21 protein-coding genes are annotated in these 25,097 nt (G+C 32.9%); 17 read left to right on the top strand and 4 right to left on the bottom strand.

All coding sequences use genetic code 11. The features are described 5' to 3' along the window. Window position 1: 1 nt before the first annotated feature. Window positions 2-460: an LEA type 2 family protein gene (locus H8K90_RS16715; RefSeq protein ID WP_186847139.1), complete on the bottom strand. Its 459-nt coding sequence runs from the start codon at window positions 458-460 to the stop codon at window positions 2-4. Window positions 461-522: 62 nt separating this feature from the next. Between H8K90_RS16715 and H8K90_RS16710 the strand changes: the two genes are divergently transcribed. The 5 genes from H8K90_RS16710 (at window position 523) to H8K90_RS16690 (ending at window position 5,314) form a co-directional block, all read left to right on the top strand. Further along, complete coding sequence (locus tag H8K90_RS16710; RefSeq protein WP_186847138.1) at window positions 523-1,014, top strand: GNAT family N-acetyltransferase; 492 nt, start codon at window positions 523-525, stop codon at window positions 1,012-1,014. Window positions 1,015-1,016: 2 nt separating this feature from the next. Then, window positions 1,017-1,889 carry a peptide chain release factor N(5)-glutamine methyltransferase gene (prmC, locus tag H8K90_RS16705; protein WP_186847137.1) on the top strand — a complete coding sequence of 291 codons (873 nt, stop codon included), beginning with the start codon at window positions 1,017-1,019 and terminating at the stop codon, window positions 1,887-1,889. Between the two features lies 1 nt (window position 1,890). Further along, window positions 1,891-2,472 carry an LOG family protein gene (locus tag H8K90_RS16700; protein ID WP_186847136.1) on the top strand — a complete coding sequence of 194 codons (582 nt, stop codon included), beginning with the start codon at window positions 1,891-1,893 and terminating at the stop codon, window positions 2,470-2,472. A 4-nt stretch (window positions 2,473-2,476) separates the two neighbouring features. Continuing rightward, on the top strand, window positions 2,477-4,471 hold the full coding sequence (gene ligA, locus H8K90_RS16695) for an NAD-dependent DNA ligase LigA (RefSeq protein ID WP_186847135.1): 1,995 nt from the start codon (window positions 2,477-2,479) through the stop codon (window positions 4,469-4,471). 102 nt (window positions 4,472-4,573) lie between these two features. Then, on the top strand, window positions 4,574-5,314 hold the full coding sequence (locus tag H8K90_RS16690) for a hypothetical protein (RefSeq protein WP_186847134.1): 741 nt from the start codon (window positions 4,574-4,576) through the stop codon (window positions 5,312-5,314). Here the strand turns inward: H8K90_RS16690 and H8K90_RS16685 are convergent. From H8K90_RS16685 to H8K90_RS16675, 3 genes are read right to left on the bottom strand one after another with little or no spacing between them, the layout of a single operon-like run. Next, a complete protein-coding gene (locus H8K90_RS16685) occupies window positions 5,303-5,695 on the bottom strand; it encodes a DoxX family protein (protein ID WP_186847133.1) in 393 nt (130 codons plus the stop codon). The two genes, H8K90_RS16690 and H8K90_RS16685, sit on opposite strands and share 12 nt — an antisense overlap. A gap of 57 nt (window positions 5,696-5,752) precedes the next feature. Beyond that, on the bottom strand, window positions 5,753-6,664 hold the full coding sequence (locus H8K90_RS16680) for a bifunctional metallophosphatase/5'-nucleotidase (protein ID WP_186847132.1): 912 nt from the start codon (window positions 6,662-6,664) through the stop codon (window positions 5,753-5,755). A gap of 3 nt (window positions 6,665-6,667) precedes the next feature. Beyond that, complete coding sequence (locus tag H8K90_RS16675) at window positions 6,668-7,429, bottom strand: 5'-nucleotidase C-terminal domain-containing protein (protein ID WP_186847131.1); 762 nt, start codon at window positions 7,427-7,429, stop codon at window positions 6,668-6,670. Between the two features lie 71 nt (window positions 7,430-7,500). Between H8K90_RS16675 and H8K90_RS16670 the strand changes: the two genes are divergently transcribed. The 12 genes from H8K90_RS16670 (at window position 7,501) to H8K90_RS16615 (ending at window position 25,097) form a co-directional block, all read left to right on the top strand. After that, the gene (locus H8K90_RS16670; protein WP_186847130.1) at window positions 7,501-8,019 is read left to right on the top strand and encodes a DUF6913 domain-containing protein; all 519 of its coding nucleotides are present in this window, start codon (window positions 7,501-7,503) and stop codon (window positions 8,017-8,019) included. Continuing rightward, window positions 8,019-8,903: a 4-hydroxy-tetrahydrodipicolinate synthase gene (gene dapA, locus H8K90_RS16665; RefSeq protein WP_186847129.1), complete on the top strand. Its 885-nt coding sequence runs from the start codon at window positions 8,019-8,021 to the stop codon at window positions 8,901-8,903. The genes H8K90_RS16670 and dapA overlap by 1 nt, the downstream gene beginning before the upstream one ends. 108 nt (window positions 8,904-9,011) lie before the next feature. After that, complete coding sequence (locus H8K90_RS16660; RefSeq protein ID WP_246457879.1) at window positions 9,012-9,815, top strand: outer membrane protein assembly factor BamD; 804 nt, start codon at window positions 9,012-9,014, stop codon at window positions 9,813-9,815. A gap of 11 nt (window positions 9,816-9,826) precedes the next feature. Further along, complete coding sequence (locus H8K90_RS16655) at window positions 9,827-10,153, top strand: DNA-directed RNA polymerase subunit omega (protein ID WP_186847127.1); 327 nt, start codon at window positions 9,827-9,829, stop codon at window positions 10,151-10,153. Window positions 10,154-10,167: 14 nt separating this feature from the next. Next, window positions 10,168-11,379 (top strand): bifunctional phosphopantothenoylcysteine decarboxylase/phosphopantothenate--cysteine ligase CoaBC, encoded by a 1,212-nt coding sequence (coaBC, locus tag H8K90_RS16650; RefSeq protein ID WP_186847126.1) that lies wholly within the window; start codon window positions 10,168-10,170, stop codon window positions 11,377-11,379. Then, window positions 11,372-12,259, top strand: coding sequence for a type IX secretion system protein PorD (gene porD / locus H8K90_RS16645; RefSeq protein ID WP_186847125.1), 888 nt, complete (start codon window positions 11,372-11,374; stop codon window positions 12,257-12,259). The genes coaBC and porD overlap by 8 nt, the downstream gene beginning before the upstream one ends. Before the next feature lie 102 nt (window positions 12,260-12,361). Continuing rightward, entirely contained in the window at window positions 12,362-14,014 is a 1,653-nt protein-coding gene (gene recN / locus H8K90_RS16640) for a DNA repair protein RecN (protein WP_186847124.1), read from the top strand. Between the two features lie 60 nt (window positions 14,015-14,074). After that, window positions 14,075-14,893: an enoyl-ACP reductase FabI gene (locus tag H8K90_RS16635; RefSeq protein WP_186847123.1), complete on the top strand. Its 819-nt coding sequence runs from the start codon at window positions 14,075-14,077 to the stop codon at window positions 14,891-14,893. Window positions 14,894-15,007: 114 nt separating this feature from the next. After that, on the top strand, window positions 15,008-19,048 hold the full coding sequence (locus tag H8K90_RS16630) for an FG-GAP-like repeat-containing protein (protein WP_186847122.1): 4,041 nt from the start codon (window positions 15,008-15,010) through the stop codon (window positions 19,046-19,048). Between the two features lie 168 nt (window positions 19,049-19,216). Then, window positions 19,217-23,050: a fibronectin type III domain-containing protein gene (locus H8K90_RS16625; protein WP_186847121.1), complete on the top strand. Its 3,834-nt coding sequence runs from the start codon at window positions 19,217-19,219 to the stop codon at window positions 23,048-23,050. A gap of 76 nt (window positions 23,051-23,126) precedes the next feature. Next, window positions 23,127-24,128: a glycosyltransferase gene (locus H8K90_RS16620; RefSeq protein ID WP_186847120.1), complete on the top strand. Its 1,002-nt coding sequence runs from the start codon at window positions 23,127-23,129 to the stop codon at window positions 24,126-24,128. Window positions 24,129-24,134: 6 nt separating this feature from the next. Further along, window positions 24,135-25,097: a YbbR-like domain-containing protein gene (locus tag H8K90_RS16615; RefSeq protein WP_186847119.1), complete on the top strand. Its 963-nt coding sequence runs from the start codon at window positions 24,135-24,137 to the stop codon at window positions 25,095-25,097.

Here is a 25,097-nt window from a genome sequence, read left to right as displayed (position 1 = left end):
TCTATAGTTTAACTTTTAGTTCTTGAGTTTCATCTACTGAATACGTAGAAGAGTAACCTAAAACTTTATATTTAATATCTCCTTTATATTGTACTTTTAATTTTTGAGAAATTAAACTACCCAATAAGCCACCAAGACTTTTCTTGTCTATAATACTATCTGTTGCTACAGAAACGATAAGCGGAATTGTAAAATTCTTTTTAGAAGGCACATCAAACTCGTCAGAAACAACAGTAGCAACTTCAGTTTCATTTATATAAACCTTTAAATCATCAGTTTTTAACGAACCACCAACGTCGTTAGGGTTAATAAATAAGGCGTCAGCTTTTAGTGTAATAGACTGAATATTAGAATTAACCACTTTAATGTTTTCAAGACCTATAAATTCTGGTTGTTCTGTTACAGTACAGTTGAAAAGTAGTGTAAAAAATATGGAAATGAATAAAAATCTTTTAAACATAAAATGGTAATTATGGTTATCTTTCATACCTAAATAAATTCAGTATAAAAATCAAAAAATTAGTGCGTAAAGATACTATTGTTATTCGAGAAATAGAACTTAAAGACAATCCCAAAATTGCACAAGCGATTCGTTCTGTTTTAATTGAATATGGTGTGCCAAAAGTTGGTACAGCATACGAGGATAAGGCATTAGATTGTATGACGGAAACGTATGACCAAGACAAGATGACATATTTTGTAGTTGCAAAAGGCGATGATATACTTGGAGGTGCAGGTATTTCTCCTTTAGATAATTATGAAGGTAATGTCTGCGAATTACAGAAAATGTATTTTATGTCTGAAGCAAGAGGTAAAGGTTTAGGCAGCCAAATGATGGCTAAATGTTTAGAATTTGCAAAGCAATCTGGTTTTGAGCAGTGTTATTTAGAAACACTACCTTATATGGTGGAAGCTAGAAAACTTTATAGAAAAGTAGGGTTTGAGAGTTTAGATAAGCCTTTAGGAAATACAGGACATTACTCTTGTACCGAATGGATGATTAAAGACTTGTAATTGTGCTGTTAAAAGATCTTCAACATATATTTCACAAGGAATTAGATGCGGTCTACGGAAAAGAAGAAGTTGATAGTTTCTTTTTTATCTGCACTGAGCATTATTTAGATTTACCACGTTTTCAATTAACATTGCAACCAGAATTCACGTTGAATAAATCCGAAACAAACACTTTTTTTAAAGTCCTAGAAGATTTAACGCAACAAAAACCAATTCAATATATATTAGGTGAAACAGAATTTTATGGCTTGCCATTTAAAGTGAACGAAAGCGTGCTTATCCCTCGACCCGAAACAGAAGAATTGGTTGATTTAATTATCAGAAGTCATTCAGAACTAAGCGAAGAATCTCAACCAAAAATCCTGGACATTGGCACAGGTTCTGGATGTGTAGCTATTTCATTGGCTAAATATATTCCAGATGCAAAAGTTTATGCTTTAGATGTAAGCGATAAAGCTTTAGAGGTAGCCAAACAAAATGCCAAACTCAACAAGGTAGAAGTTACATTTATTGAGGCAGACATATTAAATAAAACTTCTCTGGATTTAGTTTTTGAATATTTAGAATTTAACACGATAGTTTCCAATCCACCATATGTAAGAAATCTAGAAAAAGCAGAAATAAAACCAAACGTTTTAGACAATGAACCGCATTTAGCGTTATTTGTAGAAGACGATAATCCATTACAATTTTATAAAGCGATAACAAATTTTGCTGTTAATAATTTGAAACTAAAAGGAGAACTTTTTTTTGAAATTAACCAGTATCTTGGAAACGACACCAAACAATTATTAGTTGATGCTAATTTTGAAGCTATAGAATTACTGAAAGACTTAAATGGTAATGATAGAATGCTTAAAGGAAGAAAAAAATAATATGAAAAGTATAGCAGTATTTTGCGGTAGTAGTGAAGGTAACGATAAGGAAATTATTGATGCATCTTATACATTAGGAAAGACTTTAGCCCAAAAAGAAATTACCTTAGTGTATGGTGCTGCTAAGATTGGTATTATGGGCAAAGTAGCTCAAGGTGCCATTGATAACCAAGGTAAAACCATTGGGATAATTCCAATATTTTTAAAAACTAAAGAAATTGTACATACAGAACTAACAGAGTTAATTATCACAGACAATATGCACGATCGTAAAGTTATTATGTACGAGAAAAGTGATGGTTTTATTATTATTCCTGGTGGATTTGGTACAATGGATGAGTTTTTCGAAATCACCACTTGGGGACAATTAGGATTACACACAAAGCCAATAGGAATTTTAAACACCAATGGCTATTACGATGCTTTAATTGCACAATGTAAAATGATGGTAAGTCGTGGGTTTTTGAAACAAGAAAATTTAGATGCTGTGGTTGTAGATGTTACAATTGATGGCTTACTAGAAAAAATGAATAATTACAAACCATTGCCTGCTCCTAAATGGTTGAATAAAGAAGGTTTATAGAAGAATGAATACTAAAGATCAAATAGAAGCTCTACGAGACGAACTTCGTCAACACAACTACAATTACTATGTTTTAGATAATGCAACAATTAGTGATTACGAGTTTGATATAAAATTAAAGGAGCTGCAAGCCCTAGAAGAAGCGCATCCAGAGTTTTTTGATGCTAATTCACCAACACAACGTGTTGGCGGAGCAGTGACTAAAAATTTTGCTACTACAGTGCATGATTTTAGGATGTATTCTTTAGATAATTCATATTCAAAAGAAGATTTGCTCGATTGGGAAACTAGAATTAAGAAAATGGTGGATGGAGATGTGCAATATACATGTGAGCTAAAGTACGATGGTGCTTCTATGAACCTTACTTACGAAAACGGAAAGCTATTGCGTGCTGTAACCAGAGGAGATGGTGTGCAAGGTGATGAAGTTACAGCTAATGTAAAAACGATAAATACAGTTCCGCTTCAATTAAAAGGTGATTATCCCGACCGTTTTGATATTAGAGGAGAAATTATTCTGCCGATAGAAGGCTTCTTAAAAATGAACGAAGAACGTATTGCTAATGAAGAAGAACCTTATAGAAATCCAAGAAACACTGCATCGGGAAGTTTAAAATTACAAGACAGTGCAGAGGTAGCAAAACGACCATTAGAATTCTTACTTTATAGTATAAAAGGGAATGATTTAAACATACAGACACAATATGAAGGTTTAGATAAAGCCAGAGAATGGGGTTTTAAAGTGCCTAATGAAGCTAAATTAGTTAATTCTATTGATGCTGTTTTAGACTATGTAGAATATTGGGATAAGCATCGTCATGAACTGCCTTATGAGATTGATGGAGTAGTAGTAAAGGTAAATAATCTGCATCAACAAGATGAATTAGGTTTTACGGCAAAAGCGCCACGTTGGGCAATGGCATACAAGTTTAAAGCTGAGCAAGTTTCAACACGACTTAATGAAATTACTTACCAAGTTGGTAGAACCGGCGCAATAACACCAGTTGCAAATCTTGAACCAGTGCAGTTAGCTGGTACTATTGTAAAACGTGCGTCTCTTCATAATGCTGATCAGATTGAAAAACTAGATATTAGAGAAGGCGACGAGGTGTTTGTAGAAAAAGGAGGTGAAATCATTCCTAAGATTATTGCTGTAGATTTAAGTAAACGACCAGTAGATTTAAGGCCTACTAAATATATAACTACATGTCCAGAATGTGATACCGAATTACATCGTATCGAAGGTGAAGCTAAACATTATTGTCCTAATTATAATGGTTGTCCACCACAGGTTATAGGTAGGATTCAACACTATATATCTAGAAAAGCCATGGATATTGAAGGTTTGGGAGGTGAGACAGTTGCATTATTAGTTAAAGAAGGCTTAATAAATGATTATTCTGATTTGTATGACTTAACGGTTGACCAAGTTATACCATTAGAGCGGATGGCAGAAAAAAGTGCAGAAAACCTAATTAGTGGAGTAGAAGCTTCTAAGAAAATTCCTTTTGAGCGTGTACTATTTGCGTTAGGAATTCGTTATGTAGGTGAAACTGTAGCAAAGAAGTTAGCAAAACACTATAAATCTATTGACGCCTTAATGAATGCTTCAATTGAAGATTTGGTTTCTGTAGATGAAATAGGTGAGCGAATTGCAGAAAGTGTGGTTGAGTTTTTTGGTTCTGAAGAAAATAGAAGAATTGTAGAACGATTGAAGACTTTTGGCGTGCAACTTGAAATTTCTGCTGAGAAATTAGCTAATCAGACCGAAAAGTTAAAAGGATTGTCAATTGTGGTATCTGGAGTTTTTGAAAAAATATCTAGAAATGAACTCAAAAAGCTTATTGAAGACAATGGAGGTAAAGTGTCTTCATCTATTTCATCTAAAACGAGTTATCTTGTAGCGGGTGATAAAATGGGACCAAGTAAGCGAACAAAAGCTGAAAATCTTAATATTTCAATCATCACTGAACAAGCGTTTTTAGACATTTTGAAGTAAATTCTTACAAAAAAACAACTGTTTATTCGATGAAATGCATAATTTTAACGTTAAAGTGTTAAAAAAATGATTATATTTGCTACCTAATTATGGGATTAATTAATGTTAGTAAATAAAATCTTAAAAGTTGTATTATTGCTTTTGGGAGGTACCTTTATTACACTTCAAAGTTTTGCTTATGAAGTTGAAGGTTCTACCGTAAGCTCATTAATGCTAATTTTACTCACGGTTCTGTATTGCAGATGGACAAAAAATAAATCGAATTTATTTTTTTGGTTTCTGGTTGTGTTCACTGTGGCTGAAGTAATAGGTGGTATTTCTTACCATGTTTCAGAAATACCAGAAGGAGAGGTAAATTATTATTACTATGGCTCAAATATTCTTTATATGTTAGCTTATGCCATGCTCATAGTTAAAATAATTAAAGGTTTAGATTTAAGAAAAGTATTTAAAGAGCATTCTGTTCCTGTCTTAATATTAGTTGTATTAGGTGTATTTTGTGTTTCTGTGGTATCTGCAACAACAGAAAATGTACTTTCAGTTTATGAGAACTATTTAGAATTTACATATAATACAGTAATAATGGTATTGTTGTCTGTAGCGTTAATTAACTATATGTATAGAAATGATAATAAGTCTATGCTTTTTTTAATAGGGTCTATATTTATTTTCTTTTCAGAAACCATTCAATTGGCTTACTATTATATTTTATTAGAAGATAACAATCTAGGTTTTATATATTCTTTTTTCTTGGTCGTAGCCTTTCTATTCTTTTATTTACAATCTCAATTACAGTTTACTGGACCAGAGCCAGAGTTTAATGATGAAACTTTAGAAGTTTAGTTTCTTTCCTATTATTGGTAGTCTTTTTCTCTGAGAGAATAGTATAATTCCGCTAAGAATAAACGTAATAATTGCGGTATAAAACAGGATACCTCCATCATCATTAACTACTATTCCTAAATGGGTTAAGTGCATTATAATTGCTCCACCAATTAACCCAAGCGTTAAAACAGCACCAGCCCAAACAGTTTTTGGTATTATTAAGAGAATACCAGCTATAAGTTCTAATATTCCAATGCCTATTCTGCCATATGGTTCTAAATCTAAAGCTTCAAAAATAAAAACACTATCAGGATGTGCTGTAAATTTAAATCGAAGTGTTTGTATTAAAATAATGGCGACAGTAATACGAAGCACCAAAATAATTTTGTTAGATTTCATATTTCAGAGGTTGAGATGAAATCTTAGACGATTTATATACAGTAACTTACAAAAACGCTACACTATAATGGAAGCACCATCAGCTTTTACATCCTTACCTGGCTCAAAATAAAAGTCAATTTTGCCAAGATATAATCCGTAGGCACCAACCTGGTTTACAAGAACATTTTTACCTGCACTATTTTTTTCAATAGTTGGTTTTGGTAAAAACGTGTGTGTATGTCCACCTATGATGAGGTCAATATCTTTTGTAGCTCTTGCCAAATTTAGATCACTTACTCTATCTGGATATTTTTTATAATTATAACCAATATGAGATAAACATATTACTAAATCACAAGATTGCTCTTCTTTTAGGATGCGAGACATATCTTGAGCTATTTCAATAGGACTATTATAAACAGTTTCTTTATACATGTTTTTATCTACCAAGCCTTCAAGCTGAATACCTAAACCAAAAATCCCGATTTTAATTCCGTCTTTTACAAATATTTTATAGGGTTTTACATGTGTGTCCATTACAGTATTTGAAAAGTCATAATTAGCAGAGACAAATTCAAAATCTGCGTGCGGTAATTGGGCATAAAGTCCATCAATACCATTATCAAAATCATGATTACCAATAGTTGCTAAATCGTATTTAAGCATACTCATTAGTTTAAACTCCAACTCACCACCATAATAGTTAAAATATGGTGTTCCTTGAAAAATATCTCCGGCATCTAACAACAAGGTATTAGGATTTTCTTTTCTAATAGAGTCAACTAAAGTGGCACGTCTTGCAACACCTCCTTTATTAGCATTTCTGCCGTCGTCTGGTCCAAAAGGATCTATATGGCTATGAACATCATTAGTATGTAAAATAGTTATTTTTTTTGCAGTAGCACTGAATGATTGTAAACCTAATCCGCCTAAACCAACTAATGCTGTCGCAGCTGTAGATTGCTGTATAAATTGTCTTCTTTTCATAGCTTAATTATTAAGTTGAATAAAGCGGTTATCGCGTTTTGGGTTTAAAGTGTCTTTCTTTTTAAAATAATCAATTAAGACATTTCTAATTTTATAATCTAAAACGTATAAACTGTCGTTTGGATGAAAAAATGTCATTCTATCACCACCATTATAGAGGTAATCATTAGAGGCAACATAATAAGCCTTTTCCTTATTTATTGGTTCGCCATTAACAGTTGCAGAACTAACATCACCATTTTTGTTAAGCGTAAGTTGTAATTGCCTAGATACAGGATGCGCGCGCTTTGCTTTAGATAAATATGTCATCATTTGCAAAACTTGTTCACCTTTTAGAGCAACAACTACTACTGAGTTTTCAAATGGCATCACTTCGTACGCGGTTCTTGGAGTTATATTTCCTTTAGAAATTATAGCCCTAATACCGCCATGATTTAGCAATACAAAATCAATGTTTTTACCTGTACGTTTATTAAATACAATATTACCTTCATCGTAAACGGCATCTGCCATGAGGTTTCCTATGGCTGTATTAAGTTCACCATCAGATTTTGAATATGTATCTGGCGCATATGAAATAACACTGTCCAGGTTTTTATTAACACTTTCTCGATAAGGTTTTATAAAATCTTCTATAGTTTGATTAGTCGCTATATTTTCGTCTATATCCAAGCGTTTTCCCTCAATTTTAGTAAGATGAGAATCATTATTGCAAGAAAAAATAAGCAGAAGTAGACAAAGTTTTAAAATATGTTTAATAGTCATTGAATAACTTATATATAGTTTATAATAAAATGTGAGTGCTTTTATTAAATTTGCACAAAGGCTAAAGATAAATGATTTTAAAAGCATTTAAAGAAAAATCAATTCAAAAATATGTTAACAAATTGTTGGCTACACAAAATGCGGCTGTTAACAATAATAAGGTTAAGACTGTAGCAGTTTTATTAAATGCTAATGAGTTTCATGAGTTTGAAGTGTTTAGAGTATATTATAAAGAATTGGGATTAATATCACCTAAGAATAATATTATAGCATTTACAGTTGATGATAAATTAGAACATAATAAATGGAATACCCATTATAGTCCAAAAGATTTTGGCTGGAATGGAAAAATAAAAAATATAGAATTAGAGTCTTTTATTAATGAGCCGTACGATTTGCTTATTTGCTATTACAAAAAAGAAGTACTACAATTAGACCTTATTGCTGCGGCTTCAAAAGCTAACCTAAAAGTAGGCATATCTAAAAACGATGAGCGGTTATATGATTTAATAATCGATGTGGATCTAAAAGACATCAACATTTTTAAACAAGAATTAAAAAAATATTTAACGATTTTAAATAAATTATAATGACCAAATTTATTGGCACAGGTGTGGCTTTAATAACACCTTTTAATGCAGATTTAAGCATCGATTTTAATGCTTTAGAGCAATTAGTTGAATATAACATTGCCAACGGTACAGATTACTTAGTAATTAGTGGCACAACCGGAGAAAGTGTTACGGTAACTGCAGAAGAGAAGAAGCAGTTAATTAAATTTATTTGTAATATAAATAAAGGCAGATTACCAATAGTTGTTGGTATTGGAGGTAACAATACGGCAAATATTATAGCTGAGATTAAGGCAACAGATTTTTCAGAAATAGATGGAATTTTATCTGTGTCACCATATTATAGTAAACCAACGCAAGAAGGAATTTATCAGCATTTTAAGGCTATTGCAAAAGTGGCTCCAAAGCCAATAATTTTGTACAATGTACCAGGAAGAACTTCTTCTAATATGTCTCCTGAAACCACTTTTAGATTAGCTAAAGATTTTGATAATATCGTAGCGGTTAAAGAAGCTGGTAATAATGTGCATCAGTATTTAGAATTATTAAGAACTAAACCTAAAGATTTCCTAGTATTATCTGGTGATGACGATTTAGCACTTGGTGTAGCATTGGCTGGTGGATCTGGTGTTATTTCGGTAATCGGGCAGGCTTTACCAAAAGAATTTTCTGAAATGATACGTTTAGGTATTGCCGGAAAAGCCAAAGAAGCTTACGACATACACTATAAATTAATGCCAATAACAGGCATGATTTTTTCTGAGAATAATCCTTCTGGGATAAAAGCAGTTTTAGAAGGATTAAATATTTCTAAATCACATGTGCGTTTACCCCTTGTAGAAGCAACAGATAAGCTTAAAAATATTATTAAGAATGAGTTAAATTTATTGGGTAAAAGTTAAACTTAATCTAAATTAGTTTTTGCCTACAAAACAACCTTTATTTTAGCGTATAATATTTGTTTTTAAAATCCGTTAATAATGCGTACTTTTGCATCCTGTTTAAAATTTATGAAGCGAGGACTTTACATACTACTTATCAGTATTCTATTTATTTCTTGTAGTGATTTTCAGAAAACTTTAAAATCTGAAGATATTTCTGCTAAGTATACAATGGCTACTGAACTTTTTGAAGCTGAAAAATGGAGTAAATCATATAGACTTTTAGAACAAATACTTCCAAAGTATAGAGGGAAGCCACAGGCAGAAAAGTTAACTTTTTTACATGCGATGTGTTCTTATAAAATGAAGGACTATTATATTTCTAGTTATCATTTTGATAAGTTTGTTGGTTTATATCCACAGAGTGAAAAGATGGAAGAAGCCGCTTTTTTAGCTGCAAAGGGTTACTATTACAATTCTCCTGTGTATTCTAAAGAACAGAAAGAAACTGTCGATGCTATAGAGAAAATGCAATTATTTGTAAATGCACATCCAGAATCTCAATATTTAGAAGAGGCAAATGCTATTATAAAAGAATTAGATTTTAAACTAGAGAAAAAAGCTTTTGAAATAGCTAAACAATACGATATAATTAGAGATTATAAAGCTTCTATTAAATCATTTAATAACTTTTTATTTGATTTCCCTGGAGCTACACTAAGAAAAGAAGCCATGTTCTATAGATTTGATGCTGCTTATAACCTTGCAATCAATAGTGTAAATTATTTAAAAAAGGAACGTATAGAACAGGCCTTAGGTTATTTTGAGGCATTTAAAAAGGCATATCCAAATTCAGAATTATTAGGAGACGCTACAGTTTTAAAAGAAAAATTAGAAGAAGAACAAAAAAATATAGTTAACACAAAAAGTTAATCATTATAACAATGGATTTAAAAAAGACAGACGCACCAGTAAGTTCAATAACTTATAATAGAAACGAAATCGATGCTCCAACCGATAATATCTATGAAGCAATTTCTGTAATTGCTAAGCGTGCAGAACAAATTAATACAGATATTAGACGTGAGTTAATTGACAAACTTGAAGAGTTTGCTACTTACAATGATAGTTTAGAAGAAATTTTTGAAAACAAAGAACAAATTGAAGTGTCTAAGTTTTACGAAAAATTACCAAAGCCACATGCTTTAGCAGTGAAAGAGTGGTTAGATGATAAGATTTATCACAGAAATACTGAGGATACTCAGGAATAATTCCAAAACCTTAGATGTCTATTCTAAAGGACAAAAACATTTTATTGGGCATTACTGCAGGTATTGCCGCATATAAATCGGCTAGTTTGGTCCGATTATTCATTAAAGCAGGCGCTAACGTAAAAGTTGTTATGACGCCTGCTTCTAAAGATTTTATTACTCCACTTACACTTTCTACCTTATCTAAAAACCCAGTATATTCTTCTTTTGTTGATGAAGAAATTGAAGGGGAAGTTTGGAATAATCATGTAGATTTAGGCCTATGGGCAGATTATTTTATAATTGCGCCAGCCACAGCAAATACCATGGCAAAAATGGCAAATGGTGTATGTGATAATATTCTTTTAGCAACATATCTTTCAGCAAAATGTCCTGTGTATTTCGCACCTGCAATGGACTTAGACATGTATAAGCATCAATCCACAAAAGCCTCGTTCGAAAAATTAACGTCATTTGGTAATAAGCTCATTCCTGCCGGAACAGGTGAATTAGCTAGCGGATTAGTAGGTGAAGGTCGTATGGCAGAGCCAGAAGAAATTATCGATTTTGTTGAAAAAGATATTTTAATTCAGTTGCCATTAAATGGCAAAAAAATATTAATTACAGCAGGTCCTACTTATGAAGCTTTAGATCCTGTACGTTTTATAGGAAATCATTCTAGTGGTAAAATGGGATTTGAAATTGCAAATGCTGCTGCAAATCTTGGTGCTGAGGTGGTTTTAGTTACGGGGCCTACTCATCAAAAGATTAACCATAATTTGGTAGTAGTAAAGCCTGTAATTAGTGCAGAAGATATGTATAATGAAGTGCATAAACACTTTAAGGCCTCAAACATTGCTATACTTTCTGCAGCTGTTGCAGATTATAGACCAAAAACAGTTGCCAATCAGAAAATAAAAAAGAAAGATACAACGTTTAGTATAGAGTTAGAAAAAACAAAAGATATTTTAAAATCTTTAGGACAGATTAAAACCAAACAGTTTTTAGTGGGCTTTGCCCTCGAAACAAATAACGAGTTAGAACACGCTAAGGGTAAGTTAGTATCTAAAAATTTAGATCTAATAGTTCTTAACTCTTTACAAGATAAGGGTGCAGGTTTTGGTGTATCCACAAATAAAGTTACATTTATAACATCTTCTAACGAAGTCATAGAAAACAAGCTAAAATCTAAAGCAGAAGTTGCTAAAGATTTAATGCAACAAATTTTAAAACAATTAGATGCGTAACGTATTAGTCTTAATCACTTTTTTATTTACCTCATTTGCTTTTTCTCAAGAGTTAAACTGCACTGTTAATGTTGTAGCACAACAAACTGGTAACGAAAATAATGTTGTTTTTAAAACACTAGAGAAACAATTAAGCGAGTTTATAAACAATACAAAATGGACAGATAAAAGCTTTGGGCAACAAGAGCGTATAAATTGTAGCATGGTAATCAATGTAAGTGGTTATGACAATGATAGGTTTTCTGCATCAATACAAGTGTCGTCAACACGTCCAGTTTTTAATTCAACATACAGTTCTCCTATATATAATTTTAACGATAAGAAGTTTAATTTTCAATATTTAGAATTTCAAAATTTAGTCTATAACCCTCAGCAGTTTGAGTCTAATTTAATCTCAGTGCTAACATTTCATGTCTACATGATTTTGGCTATGGATGCAGATTCTTTTAAACTAAATGGAGGTGATGATTATTTTAAGCAAGCGCAAACTATAGCTAATTATTCTCAGCAACTTAATGGACAAGGCTGGAAATTAGAAGATGGTTTGCAGTCGCGGTTTGCACTAATAGATAATTATATGTCTCCAACCTTTAAGGAGATGAGAACAGCTATGTATAAATATCATATGGAAGGCTTAGATCTTATGCACGAAAGTCCTAAGAACGGTAAAGCTAAAATTATTTCAGCATTAGATGAGTTACAAAAAGTACATAGAAAGCGTCCAAACTCATTTTTAATGCGAATCTTTTTTGATGCTAAGGCAAATGAAGTTTTAGATATATTATCTGGTGGACCAAGTGTAAATATTACTAATGCCGTTGATATTCTCAATAGAATTGCACCACTTCATTCTCAAAAGTGGCGAAAAATTAAGTTTTAAGATTTAATCGGTAATTTATTTATTTTCATTCTGAACTTGCTTGTGCTGAACTTGTTTCAGTAATCCTGAATCTTTACTTTTGTATAAACTAATCACAGATTTTTGCTTACATCTTTACACATAAAAAATTACGCGCTAATAGATGAGTTAGACGTTACGTTTAATAATGGTCTTACTATTATTACTGGAGAAACTGGTGCTGGTAAATCTATCTTATTAGGCGGCTTAGCTCTCGTTTTAGGAAAGCGTGCAGATTTAAGTCAAGTAAAGCACACCAACGAAAAATGTATTATTGAAGCTGTTTTCGATATTGCAAATTATGATTTAAAAGCATTATTTAAATCATTAGATATAGATTACGATGTACATACTATTATAAGGCGCGAAATCTTACCATCAGGTAAATCTAGAGCTTTCATTAATGATACACCTGTTAACTTAGAAAGTTTAACAGCTCTTAGCCAATATCTTATTGATATCCATTCACAACACCAGACACAGCAGCTCACACAAGATAATTATCAGTTTATGGTGATTGATGCTTTGGCAGAGAATAGAACATACTTAGATAAGTTTTCAAAAGAGTTGAATGTCTTTAAGTCCCTTCAAAAATCTTTAGAAAAATTAAACACTTCTAAAGCAGAAATGATTAAAGAGTACGATTATAATCTGTTTTTACACAAAGAGTTAAGTGACATAAATTTAGAAACAATTAATCTTGAAGATTTAGAAACTCAATACGAAGAGCTAAATAATGTTGAAGTAATAGGAGAGAAGCTAGGTAATGCAAAGGCAATTTTAAATGCAGAAGACTTAGGCGCCATAAATCAACTTAATACTGTAAAACAAGAACTGTCTAAAATTTCTAGTTTTGGCAAAGTTTATGAAACTTTAAGAGAGCGTATTGCTAGTGTAGAAATTGAGTTAGATGATATCTTAATAGAATTAGATAATTTAGAAGATAATCTATCAACAGACCCACAAGAATTAGAACGTGTAAATGGTCAGCTTCAGGCTATAAATAACTTATTTCAAAAACATTCCGTTTTAACAATTGAAGAATTAATTGAAATTAAAAATCAACTACAATCTAAGATTGATAATACAGAAAGCCTAGATAATACCATCGCTAATAAAGAAAAGGAGATTGCAAAGCTAAAGGATAGTTTAAACCAAATAGCCTTAAAAATTCACAAAAACAGAACAAAAGTTATTCCTTTATTTGTTTCAAAATTAGAAAGTATACTTACAGATTTAGGAATGCCAAATGCCAAATTTAAGATTGAACTTAATCAACTAGATTATTTTGTTTTAAACGGAAAAGACAGTTTACAGTTTTTGTTTATGGCCAATAAAGGCTCAAGCTTTAATGAACTTAAGAAGTCTGCTTCAGGCGGTGAATTATCTCGTATTATGTTAGCTATTAAATCTATTTTGGCAGAGTATATTCAATTACCATCGATAATGTTTGATGAAATTGACACTGGTGTTTCTGGTGAAATTTCTAATAAAATGGGTGAAATTATGAAGCAAATGAGTAGTAAAATGCAAGTTTTTACCATTACACATTTACCACAAATTGCAGCTAAAGGGAATACACATTTTAAAGTGTTTAAAACCGATATAGAAGATGTAACACATACACAGCTTAAAAAATTAAATGAAGATGAGCGTATTGTTGAAATTGCTCAAATGCTCGGAGGTGTAAATGTTACTGATTCTGCTTTAGCTCATGCTAAACAGCTGCTTAATTAAAATTTTAGAACTTAAACTAAATTTGAAATTCAACAATATAATTAACTTAACAACCAAAATATGTCATACAATTTACTAAAAGGAAAGAAGGGTATTATTTTTGGAGCCTTAGATGAAAATTCTATCGCCTGGAAAACTGCAGAACGTGTTCATGAAGAAGGTGGAACATTTGTTTTAACTAATGCACCTGTAGCTATGAGAATGGGACAGATAAATGAACTAGCTGAAAAAACAGGTTCTCAAATTATCCCTGCTGATGCCACTTCCGAAGAAGATTTACAAAACCTAGTTGAGAAATCAATGGAAATCTTAGGTGGTAAAATAGATTTTGTTTTACACTCAATCGGTATGTCTATAAATGTTAGAAAAGGAAAGCATTATACAGACCAAAATTATGCATGGACACAAAAAGGAACAGACGTTTCTGCTATGTCATTTCATAAAACAATGCAAACTTTGTATAAAGCAGACGCAATGAACGAATGGGGAAGTATCGTAGCTTTAACTTATATGGCTGCACAACGTGTTTTTCCAGATTATAACGACATGGCTGATAATAAAGCTTACTTAGAAAGTATTGCGCGTAGTTTCGGATATTTCTTCGGAAGAGATAAAAAAGTAAGAGTAAATACAATTTCTCAGTCACCAACACCAACTACAGCTGGTAGTGGAGTAAAGGGTTTCGATGGTTTTATTGCATATGCAGATAAAATGTCGCCATTAGGTAATGCAACAGCTATGGATTGTGCTAACTATATAGTATCATTATTTAGTGATTTAACAAAACGTGTTACCTTGCAAAATCTTTATAACGATGGTGGCTTTAGTAATATGGGAGTTAGTGATGCCGTAATGGATGCTTTTGTAGAAAACCAATAATATAATCGATTAAAAAATGATTTAAAAGTCGTTATACAAGTTGTATAACGGCTTTTTTTTATATTGCAAACAACACTTGTATAGAATCACTCAGTTTTGCTCAAAAACCAGAATATGAATAAAATTTTAAAGTCAGAGTATAAATATTTTACGCTGTTATGTTTTGTTTTGCATGCTTATATTTCCGAAGGGCAAAATTTTGAAAGGGTTGAAGATATTATTGGTTTAGAGATTTTAGAAGAAAATAACGGGGTTGCCGTCGCAGATTATGACGGAGATAATGATCTTGATATTTTTGTGGTGGCTAAAGGAAAAGATAATCCAAATAGTGCCAAATCTCTCAGTCGTTTATTTAGAAACAATAACAATGGTACTTTCACCGATGTAACAGAATTAGCTGGTTTTACTGATTTATATTCCGAAGAAGATGAACCAGAAGATTTTACAGGTTTAGCAGGCTATAAGTATGGAGCGTTTTGGGGAGATTATAATAATGATGGTTACCCAGATTTATTTATGACTTTTCTAGACAGCGTACAGTTATGGAGAAATCTAGGTAATGGGGCATTTGCCAACGTCACTGAAGCATCTGGAATAACTGGAACTAATGGGTGTGGTAATACTGGAGCAACCTGGTTTGATTATAATAACGATGGACTATTAGATCTTTTTATTGCTGATTGGAGAAGATGTAATAATAACTCATTATATATTAATAATGGAGATGAAACCTTTTCAGATGTTAGTCAAGCAACAGGAATATCAAATGCGCACATATTTGCTAGCTTTGTTGGATTTCCTTTTGATTTTAATGCAGATGGCTTATTTGATTTATATGTTACTAATGATTTAAATAATTCAAATGAATTATTTGTAAATCAAAATAACTCCAATTTTGTTGAAAACGCATCTAATTATAATCTTAACTCTCAAGGAGACGATAAGGCTTTAATTTTAACAGATTTTAATTTAGATGGGGAGTTCGACATATTTATAACCGCAACTGACAATAATTTTTTGTTTTCTAATAATGGTGATAATACATTTTCAGATATAGCTGATGCTATGGGATTAGGTAATACATTATGGTCTTGGGGAACACGTTTTTCTGATTTTGATTTAGATGGAGACGAAGATGTATTCATTGCAAATGGTTTTGTTTTTAATAATAGAGGCGAAGAAACTAATTTTTATTTTAAGAATACAGCTGTAGAAAGTGGAACAGGTTTTATAGATGAATCCAGTCAATTAGGTCTTAATGAGTTAGGTGTAAGTGTAGAGGCAAATGATTTTGATTATGATAATGATGGTGATATGGATTTGTTAGTTACCAATAGTAACAGAGAATGTTTTTTTTACGAGAATAAACTATTAAATTTTGATGATGAAGTAACAACCTCAAATTGGTTGAAAGTTCATTTAGAAGGTACCGTCTCTAATCGTGATGCAATTGGTACTACGCTAACTGTTGTGACTAATACAGAAACCTATAAACGTTATTATTCTGGTGTAGGCTTTTTAAGTCAAAATTTACAATCAGTACATTTTGGATTAGGAAATTCAACCACAATAGAATCAATAGAAATTAAATGGCCTTCTGGTATAATAGAAACTTTTAACAATCTAAGTTCTAATATAACGATTAAGGCAATAGAAGGTGATGGTTACGAAATCTTAAATATTCAGCCAAGTCAAAAAGTGAATGGTTGTACAGACCCACTGTCTTGTAATTATGATTCAGATGCTGTATTAAATGATGGATCATGTAATTATTTACCTTCACATCAAATAATTGGTAGTACAAGTTCTTCTTTTTTAAATACAGAAACCTATACTTATGCTATCGCACCTAGTTCTACTATAGTTTGGCAGGTAAGTGGTGGTGAAATTTTAAATGGTCAAGGAACAGACACCATAATGGTTAGGTGGCATTTAGAAGCTAATGGTCGCGTATCTGTTAGAGAGTCAGATAATCTCTGTTCTAGCATGGAAGAATCTATTGATGTGGTGTTAGGTGTTGATAATCTACCAGAAAATATTTCTATTGCAAGGTTATGGAACGAAGCATTATTAGAGGCAATAAGAGATGATTTTGCCAGACCAACAGTTCATGCACGAAATTTATTTCATTCTAGTATTGCTATGTACGATATTTGGGCGATTTATGATGCTATTGCATCGCCTTATTTAGTAGGTAATACAGTTCATGGATTCTCGAGCTCACTTTCAACCTTTACTCCAACCGAAGATATAGAAACTTCTTTAAGTAAATCTATTAGCTACGCTATGTATCGATTGTTGTCTCATCGTTTTCAGAATTCTCCTGGTTTAGATGAGACTCAAGCCAGATTTGATATGCTAATGGAAAAACTAGGATACGATATAAATAATTCCTCTTTGATGTATGAAGATGGTGATGCTGCTGCATTTGGAAATTTTGTAGCTCAGACCATTATAAATTATGGATTGCAGGATGGCTCAAGAGAAGTAACAGGTTACGATAACGCCTATTATGAACCAGTTAATGATCCTTATGTATTAGATGCTAATGAAGGTGTTAATCCGCCAATTAACGATCCTAATCGTTGGCAGCCATTAGCTTTAGAGATTTTTATAGACCAAAGCGGTCAAATTATTGATGAAAATACACCAGCTTTTTTAAGTCCAGAATGGGGAAATGTATTACCATTTGCTTTGGATGAGGCTGATAAAGTCACTTTTGAAAGAGAAGGAAATGAATTTAATGTTTTTCACAACCCGTCTAATCCACCTTATATTAGTTTAACAGAAGACAATGCTAGTAGTGATGCTTATAAATGGGGATTTTCGATGGTTTCTGTTTGGCAATCGCATCTAGACCAAACCGATGGAGTAATGTGGGATATATCTCCAAACTCTATAGGTAATGTAGATATTAGTACATTTCCGACGGATTACTCAGAGTACTCAAATTTTTATGATTTTTTTAATGGAGGTGCTAACAGTAATGGACATTCTGTTAATCCAATAACTGGAAACTCTTACGAGATAAATATAGTACCAAGAGGTGATTATAGTCGAGTATTGGCAGAGTTTTGGGCTGATGGACCAGATTCCGAAACTCCACCAGGACATTGGTTTACAATTTTAAATTACGTAAACGACCATCCTCAATTTGAAAAGCGTTTTGAAGGAGAAGGTGATATCTTAGATCCGCTAGAATGGGATGTTAAAGCATATTTTATTCTGGGAGGAGGTATGCACGATTCAGCAATTTCAGCATGGAGCGTTAAAGGTTGGTATGATTATATAAGACCTGTATCAGCAATTCGTTCAATGGCAGAACGTGGGCAGAGTACAGATAATACCTTAGCAAATTATCATGTTGGAGGTATACCATTAATTAGTAACTATATAGAAGTGGTTGAGGAGGGTGATCCTTTGGCAGGCATTAATAATGAGCATGTTGGTAAAATAAAATTATTTACTTGGAGAGGTCATGATTATATTAGTGATACACAAACAGATCAAGCAGGAGTTGGTTGGATTTTAGCAAAAGATTGGTATCCTTATCAACGACCTACATTTGTAACACCACCATTTGCAGGTTATGTGTCTGGGCATTCAACTTACTCAAGGGCAGCGGCAGAATTAATTACTATGATGACAGGTAGTGAATTTTTTCCTGGGGGACTAGGTGAATTTACGGCTAAAGCCAATGAGTTTTTGGTTTTTGAGGAAGGACCTTCAGTTGATGTGGTCTTGCAGTGGGCGACGTATAGAGATGCGTCGGACCAAACGAGTCTAAGTAGAATTTGGGGAGGTATACATCCACCAGCAGATGATATACCGGGTCGATTTATAGGACAAACCATAGCAGAGGATACTTTTGATTTTGCAGTACCGTATTTTCATGGTGCTTTAGGTATTGAAGACTACCAAATACCTATTAGTGTCTATCCAAACCCTGCTACAAATAGTGAAATCTTTGTTAGTAATACAGATGGCACAGAATCTATAGAGATATATGATGTAAAAGGAAGAATTATGGATTATGCAAGTAAATCATACAATGTCCAAAATAATACTACTAAAATAAATCTAAATAATACTGCCTCAGGACTTTATATTTTAAAAGTAAATGCTGCTTCTAAAATGATCGTAGTTACACGATAATCTCTTTAAGAACAGTAGTTAGGTCTTATTCTTTAATCCTTTATTGCCTTTACCTCAAATAACTTTTAATCGTTCTTTTTTGTGCTTAGTCGATTTGCATTAATTCTGTCCTTTTATTATGAATAATTAACATATTTTTAAGGATTACTAACTTATTAATCCATTTTTATGAAAAAAAAATTACTCTTAACTATTTTAATGTTTTGTTGTATTTCGTTTGGGTTTTCTCAAGCGGATTGTGCAACAGCATTAGCGTTAACACCAGGTACACCTCAAGCAGGTGACACTACTGGTCAAGCAGGAAGTTTCTCAGATTCTAATACTTTACCAGAGGTCAACCCTTGTAGTACTAATTATAATGACCTTGAATATTGGTTTCAATATACGGCTACAGCAGATGGTGAGACATTAGATATTACTGTTTCAGATCTTACCAGTAATTGGTATGGTGTTTTTGTAATTGATAATTGCCCAGATTCAACTCCAACTTGTGTGGCTCAAGATACAAACGGCACTAGTATGGCCGATTTAACATTAACTACACCAGAATTGACAGCTGGTACGGTTTACTATATTATTTTGACTGATTTTATTGAAGGACCGACTACATTTACTATGAATAGTGTTGTTAATGCACCACCTTCATGTTTTGATCCTTCAGATTTAGCGGCAACTAATATAATGACTGATTCTGCAGATTTTAGTTGGACAGAAAACGGAACTGCTACCTTATGGAACATTGAATTAGTTGATGTTACTGCTGGAGGTACTGCAACTGGTACTGCGACAGCAACAGGTGTTGCAAATCCATATATGGCTTCTGGTTTAATGGCAAATAATGATTATGAATTTTATGTTCAAGCAGATTGTGGAATGACGGATGGTGTTTCTCAATGGGTTGGGCCTTTTTCATTTACTACTTTATGTGATGCAATAACACCTGATTATGCAGCTGATATGTCAATAAATGTTCCAGATTCTTGTTGGGATGAAGCAGGCTCAGGTGATACAACATCAGGTCCAGCTGATTTAGGAGCATCTGATTGGAGACAAGGTACATCTTATGCTTATGGACCAAGTAATGCTATAAACCTTTATTTTAACAATGATCAAGAATGGTTATTATCACCGACTTTCGATTTATCTACTGGTGGACCATATCAGTTAGATTTAAATGTAGCTGTAACCAATTGGAATAATGGTACTGTAGATGACACTATGGGAAGTGATGACGAAGTACAGTTGTTAATGAGTACAGATGGAGGTACATCTTGGACAAATCTTGCAACTTGGAACGCTGCTAATGAACCACCTGTAGAAGGTTTAGCTTATGTAGAAGACCTTACAGCAATAACAGGAAGCGTTCAGTTTGCTATATATGCAACTGATGGGGCAGTGGATGACACTGAAGATTATGATTTTCATGTAGGTAGATTTGAAGTGCGTGCAATTCCTTCTTGTGCAGAACCAACAGCTGAAATGATCAGCAATATTACGGACGTGAGTGCAGATTTTTCTTGGACAGAAAATGGAACGGCTACAGCATGGGATATCGAATTGGTTGATATCACAGCAGCTGGTTCAGCAACAGGTACACCAACTACAGTTGGTACAACTGATAATCCTTTTGCTTTAACAGGTTTAACAGCAAATAATGATTATGAAGTGTATGTAAGAGCTAATTGTGGTGGTAGTGAAAGTATTTGGGTTGGTCCAGTGGCATTTTCTACAAATTGCGCAACTTTAACGGCACCATTTACAGAAGACTTTGAAAACGGAGGAGCTATACCAGATTGTTGGTCGAGTTCTTCTTCTACATCAAGAGAATGGGCTTTTGATACATCACCTACATTCGGAAATACTTATGTAGATAATACTACTGGTTCTGGATATTTTGCATATGTAGATGCATCTACTGGTGTGACTACTACGGATGCTACTCTTACTTCACCAAGTATTGATGTTAGTGGACTTGCGGCTCCTGCTTTAAATTTTTATGTTTATCATTATGTTTCTAGTGGAACAGCCTCTAATACTATAACTGTTGAGGTATGGGATGGTGCAGCATGGAATTCAGTTTATACAGATAGTAATGGTGATTTAGATGTATGGGAGAACATAATAATTGATTTATCAGCTCTAACCATTACAGGAGATGTTCAAGCTAGGTTTATTGTAGATACTGCAACCAATTCAAATTTCTATAATGATATTGCAATTGACGATGTGTCTTTTGTAGAAGGACCTTCTTGTTTTGACCCTTCTGGTTTATCAGCAACTAATATAATGACTGATTCTGCAGATTTAAGTTGGACTGAAAACGGTTCAGCTACTTTATGGAATATTGAAATAGTAGATATTACCGCTGGAGGAACGGTGACTGGTACTGCGACAGCAACAGGTGTTGCAAATCCATATATGGCTTCTGGTTTAATGTCAAATAATGATTATGAATTTTATGTTCAAGCGGACTGTGGTGGTGATTTAAGCGCTTGGGTTGGACCTTTTACGTTTACTACCTTATGTGATGCAATAACACCAGATTATGCAGCTGATATGTCTGTGAACGTTCCAGATTCTTGTTGGGATGAAGCAGGCTCAGGTGATACAACATCAGGTCCAGCTGATTTAGGAGCATCTGATTGGAGACAAGGTACATCTTATGCTTATGGACCAAGTAATGCTATAAACCTTTATTTTAACAATGATCAAGAATGGTTATTATCACCGACTTTCGATTTATCTACTGGTGGACCATATCAGTTAGATTTAAATGTAGCTGTAACCAATTGGAATAATGGTACTGTAGATGACACTATGGGAAGTGATGACGAAGTACAGTTGTTAATGAGTACAGATGGAGGTACATCTTGGACAAATCTTGCAACTTGGAACGCTGCTAATGAACCACCTGTAGAAGGTTTAGCTTATGTAGAAGACCTTACAGCAATAACAGGAAGCGTTCAGTTTGCAATATATGCAACTGATGGAGCAGTGGATGATAGTGAAGATTATGATTTTCATGTTGGAAGATTTGAAGTACGCGCAATTCCTTCTTGTCCAGATCCTGCTTCTGTAATGAATACGGTATTATCAGATACGACTTCAGAGTTTACTTGGGCAGCCGGAGGAACTGAAACAACTTGGGAGTATGCTAATTTACCTTCTCCTTCAACAGAGCCTGCATCTGGTACTTCGACCATGATAACAGCAGCATCTTTTACTGGTTTAACGCCAGAAACGGATTATGATTTTTACGTACGTTCTGATTGTGGTGGTACATTTGGTAGTTGGATATTAATAAGTTACACAACTCCTGCAACTCCACCAATGAATGATGATTGTATTAATGCATCAGTTTTAACTCCAGGCGGAGTATATACAGATAACTCAGTTGATGGTACTGTATATGGAGCAACTATGGATGCAGAAACTGCATCTTGTGGTAGTAATGGTCCAGGAGTTTGGTATTCTATTGTTGTACCAGCTAGTGGAGATATTACTATACAAACTGGTGATGATTCTTTAGGAGGAACAGGATTTGATTCTGTAATTGAAGCTTTTAGTGGTACTTGTGGAGCTTTAGTTTCTCTTGGTTGTGATGATGATGGTGTTCCTGGATTTGACGATAACTATTCTCAATTAGAACTTACGGGATTAACTGGTGGAGAAACAATCTATGTTAGAGTTTGGGAATATGGTGGTAACGAGGTTGAACCTTTTTCAATCTCTGCATTCAGTGCTTCTTTAGGTATTGACGATTTAGATAGCCCATCAGCATTTACATACTATCCTAACCCAGTTAAAAATACATTAAACCTTAATGCTCAAAATACAATAGAGCAAGTTGCAATGTATAATATGTTAGGTCAAGAAGTATTAAGAGCTACTCCTAATGCTATTGATAGTGAGTTAGACATGTCTAGCTTACAAACAGGGACTTACTTTGTTAAAGTTACTATTGCAAATGTTACTAAAACAATAAGAGTTATTAAACAATAAGATTAATACTCAATAATAAATTCAAAAGCCACCAATTTGGTGGCTTTTGCTTTTTGTTTATTTACCTTTGTATCTTATGAAGGATATTTTATTTTCATTTATTATTCCTGTATATAATAGACCAGATGAGGTGAGAGAACTTTTAGAAAGTTTCTCAAAACTCGATGGTCAATTTCCTTATGAAATTGTTATTATTGAAGATGGCTCTAGTATAACTTCAGAAATAGTAGTAAAAACTTTCATAGATTGCCTAGATATTTCTTATTACTTTAAACCTAATTCTGGTCCTGGAGATTCTAGAAATTTTGGTATGCAACAGGCGAAGGGTAATTATTTTATCATTTTAGATTCTGATGTTATTCTTCCGACTAATTATTTAACAGCAGTAAAAAAGTTTTTGAGTACATCATATTACGATTGTTTTGGAGGTCCAGATGCAGCGCACCCTTCGTTTACGAGCCTTCAAAAAGCAATTAATTTTGCTATGACTTCCTTTATAACAACTGGCGGAATTAGAGGTGGTGAAAAACAAGTAGAGGAGTTTCAACCTAGAAGTTTTAATATGGGTTTATCTAAAAAAGCATTTGAAGCTTCTGGTGGCTTTGGAAAAATTCATCCTGGTGAAGATCCAGATTTATCTTTACGATTACATCAATTAGGTTTTAAAACGACACTTATAAAAGATGCTTTTGTATATCATAAGCGTCGTATTTCTTGGTCTAAATTCTACAAGCAGGTTAATAAGTTTGGAATGGTAAGACCAATTTTAAATCAATGGCATCCAGATTCAAAAAGTATTGTGTACTGGTTTCCAACATTATTTAGTCTTGGTTTAATAGTATCAGTTGTATTGATGATATTTAATATAACGTTGCCTATATATTTTTATCTATCCTATTTAATAATAGCCTTTATATTAGCACTAATTTCTTGTAAAAGCCTTTTAGTTGCCTTTCAGGCTTTAATTGCTATTTTAGTCCAGTTTTTTGGATATGGCTATGGGTTTTTAAAATCAGTAGTTAACATTGCAGTATTGAGAAGAAATCCTAAGGAAGTATTCCCTAATTTATTTTTTTAGTTAAGTATGAATTCTAAAAAGAAAATAAGTCTATCGGATTATTTAAAAAAGAAAAACGTAAAACGTTTTAGCTTATTCTTTGCTATAGCATTTATATTTCTTATTTTCTCTAAACTTTCAAATGACTACAAGCAAGCTATAAAGCTAAAGGTAAATCTTAGAAATACTGAAGATGAGATTGTAATACAAAACGATTCTGCAAATTTTGTAAGTGCGTACATTGAAGCTAAAGGGTTTACATTATTACCATATTTATTTAATAAATCAACGGAAATAGTATTAGATGCCAAAACTAACGTCACACCAAAACCTAATTTATATATTTTCGATGTGCAAAAGCACAAGTATCTTATTGAGGAACAATTAGGAAAATCTTATAAGGTTCTATCACTTCTGCCAGATACACTTAATATTGCCTATTCTAAAAGGGCTTCCAAATTAGTGCCAGTAACTTTTACTGGGACTATAAATTATGCTATTGGATATGATGTTAAAGGGAATTTTGGTTTTAACGTAGATAGTGTGAAAATTGTAGGTGCAGCCTCTGAAGTTGATAAGATAAATACATTAACAACAAACGAATTAATCCTCAAAGATGTTAAAAGTAATATATCTGAAAACATCGATATAGATATTTCAGAATATCAAAACATTGAAGTGTTTCCTAAATCAGTAGATGTAAGAGCTGAGGTAACTCGGTTTACAGAAGGCACAATTGAAGTGCCCATTACAATTACCAACAAACCAAGTGACGTTGTAATTAATTATTTTCCTAAGTCAGTAACATTATCTTATTATGTAGATTTAGAAAATTATAAATCTATTAAAGCTTCAGACTTTATAATAGAATGTAATTATGGCGATATAAAAAATGATCAATCTTATTTTGTGCCTAAAGTTGTTGAAAAACCTAAATTTATAAAGCGCGTAAGTATAAAACAAAAACGGATAGATTTTATTAAGCTATAA

The organism is Winogradskyella echinorum (assembly GCF_014297365.1).
GTDB lineage: Bacteria > Bacteroidota > Bacteroidia > Flavobacteriales > Flavobacteriaceae > Winogradskyella > Winogradskyella echinorum.
Note: the sequence above shows the minus strand (reverse complement) of the source record. Positions and strands in the feature narration are given on the sequence as shown.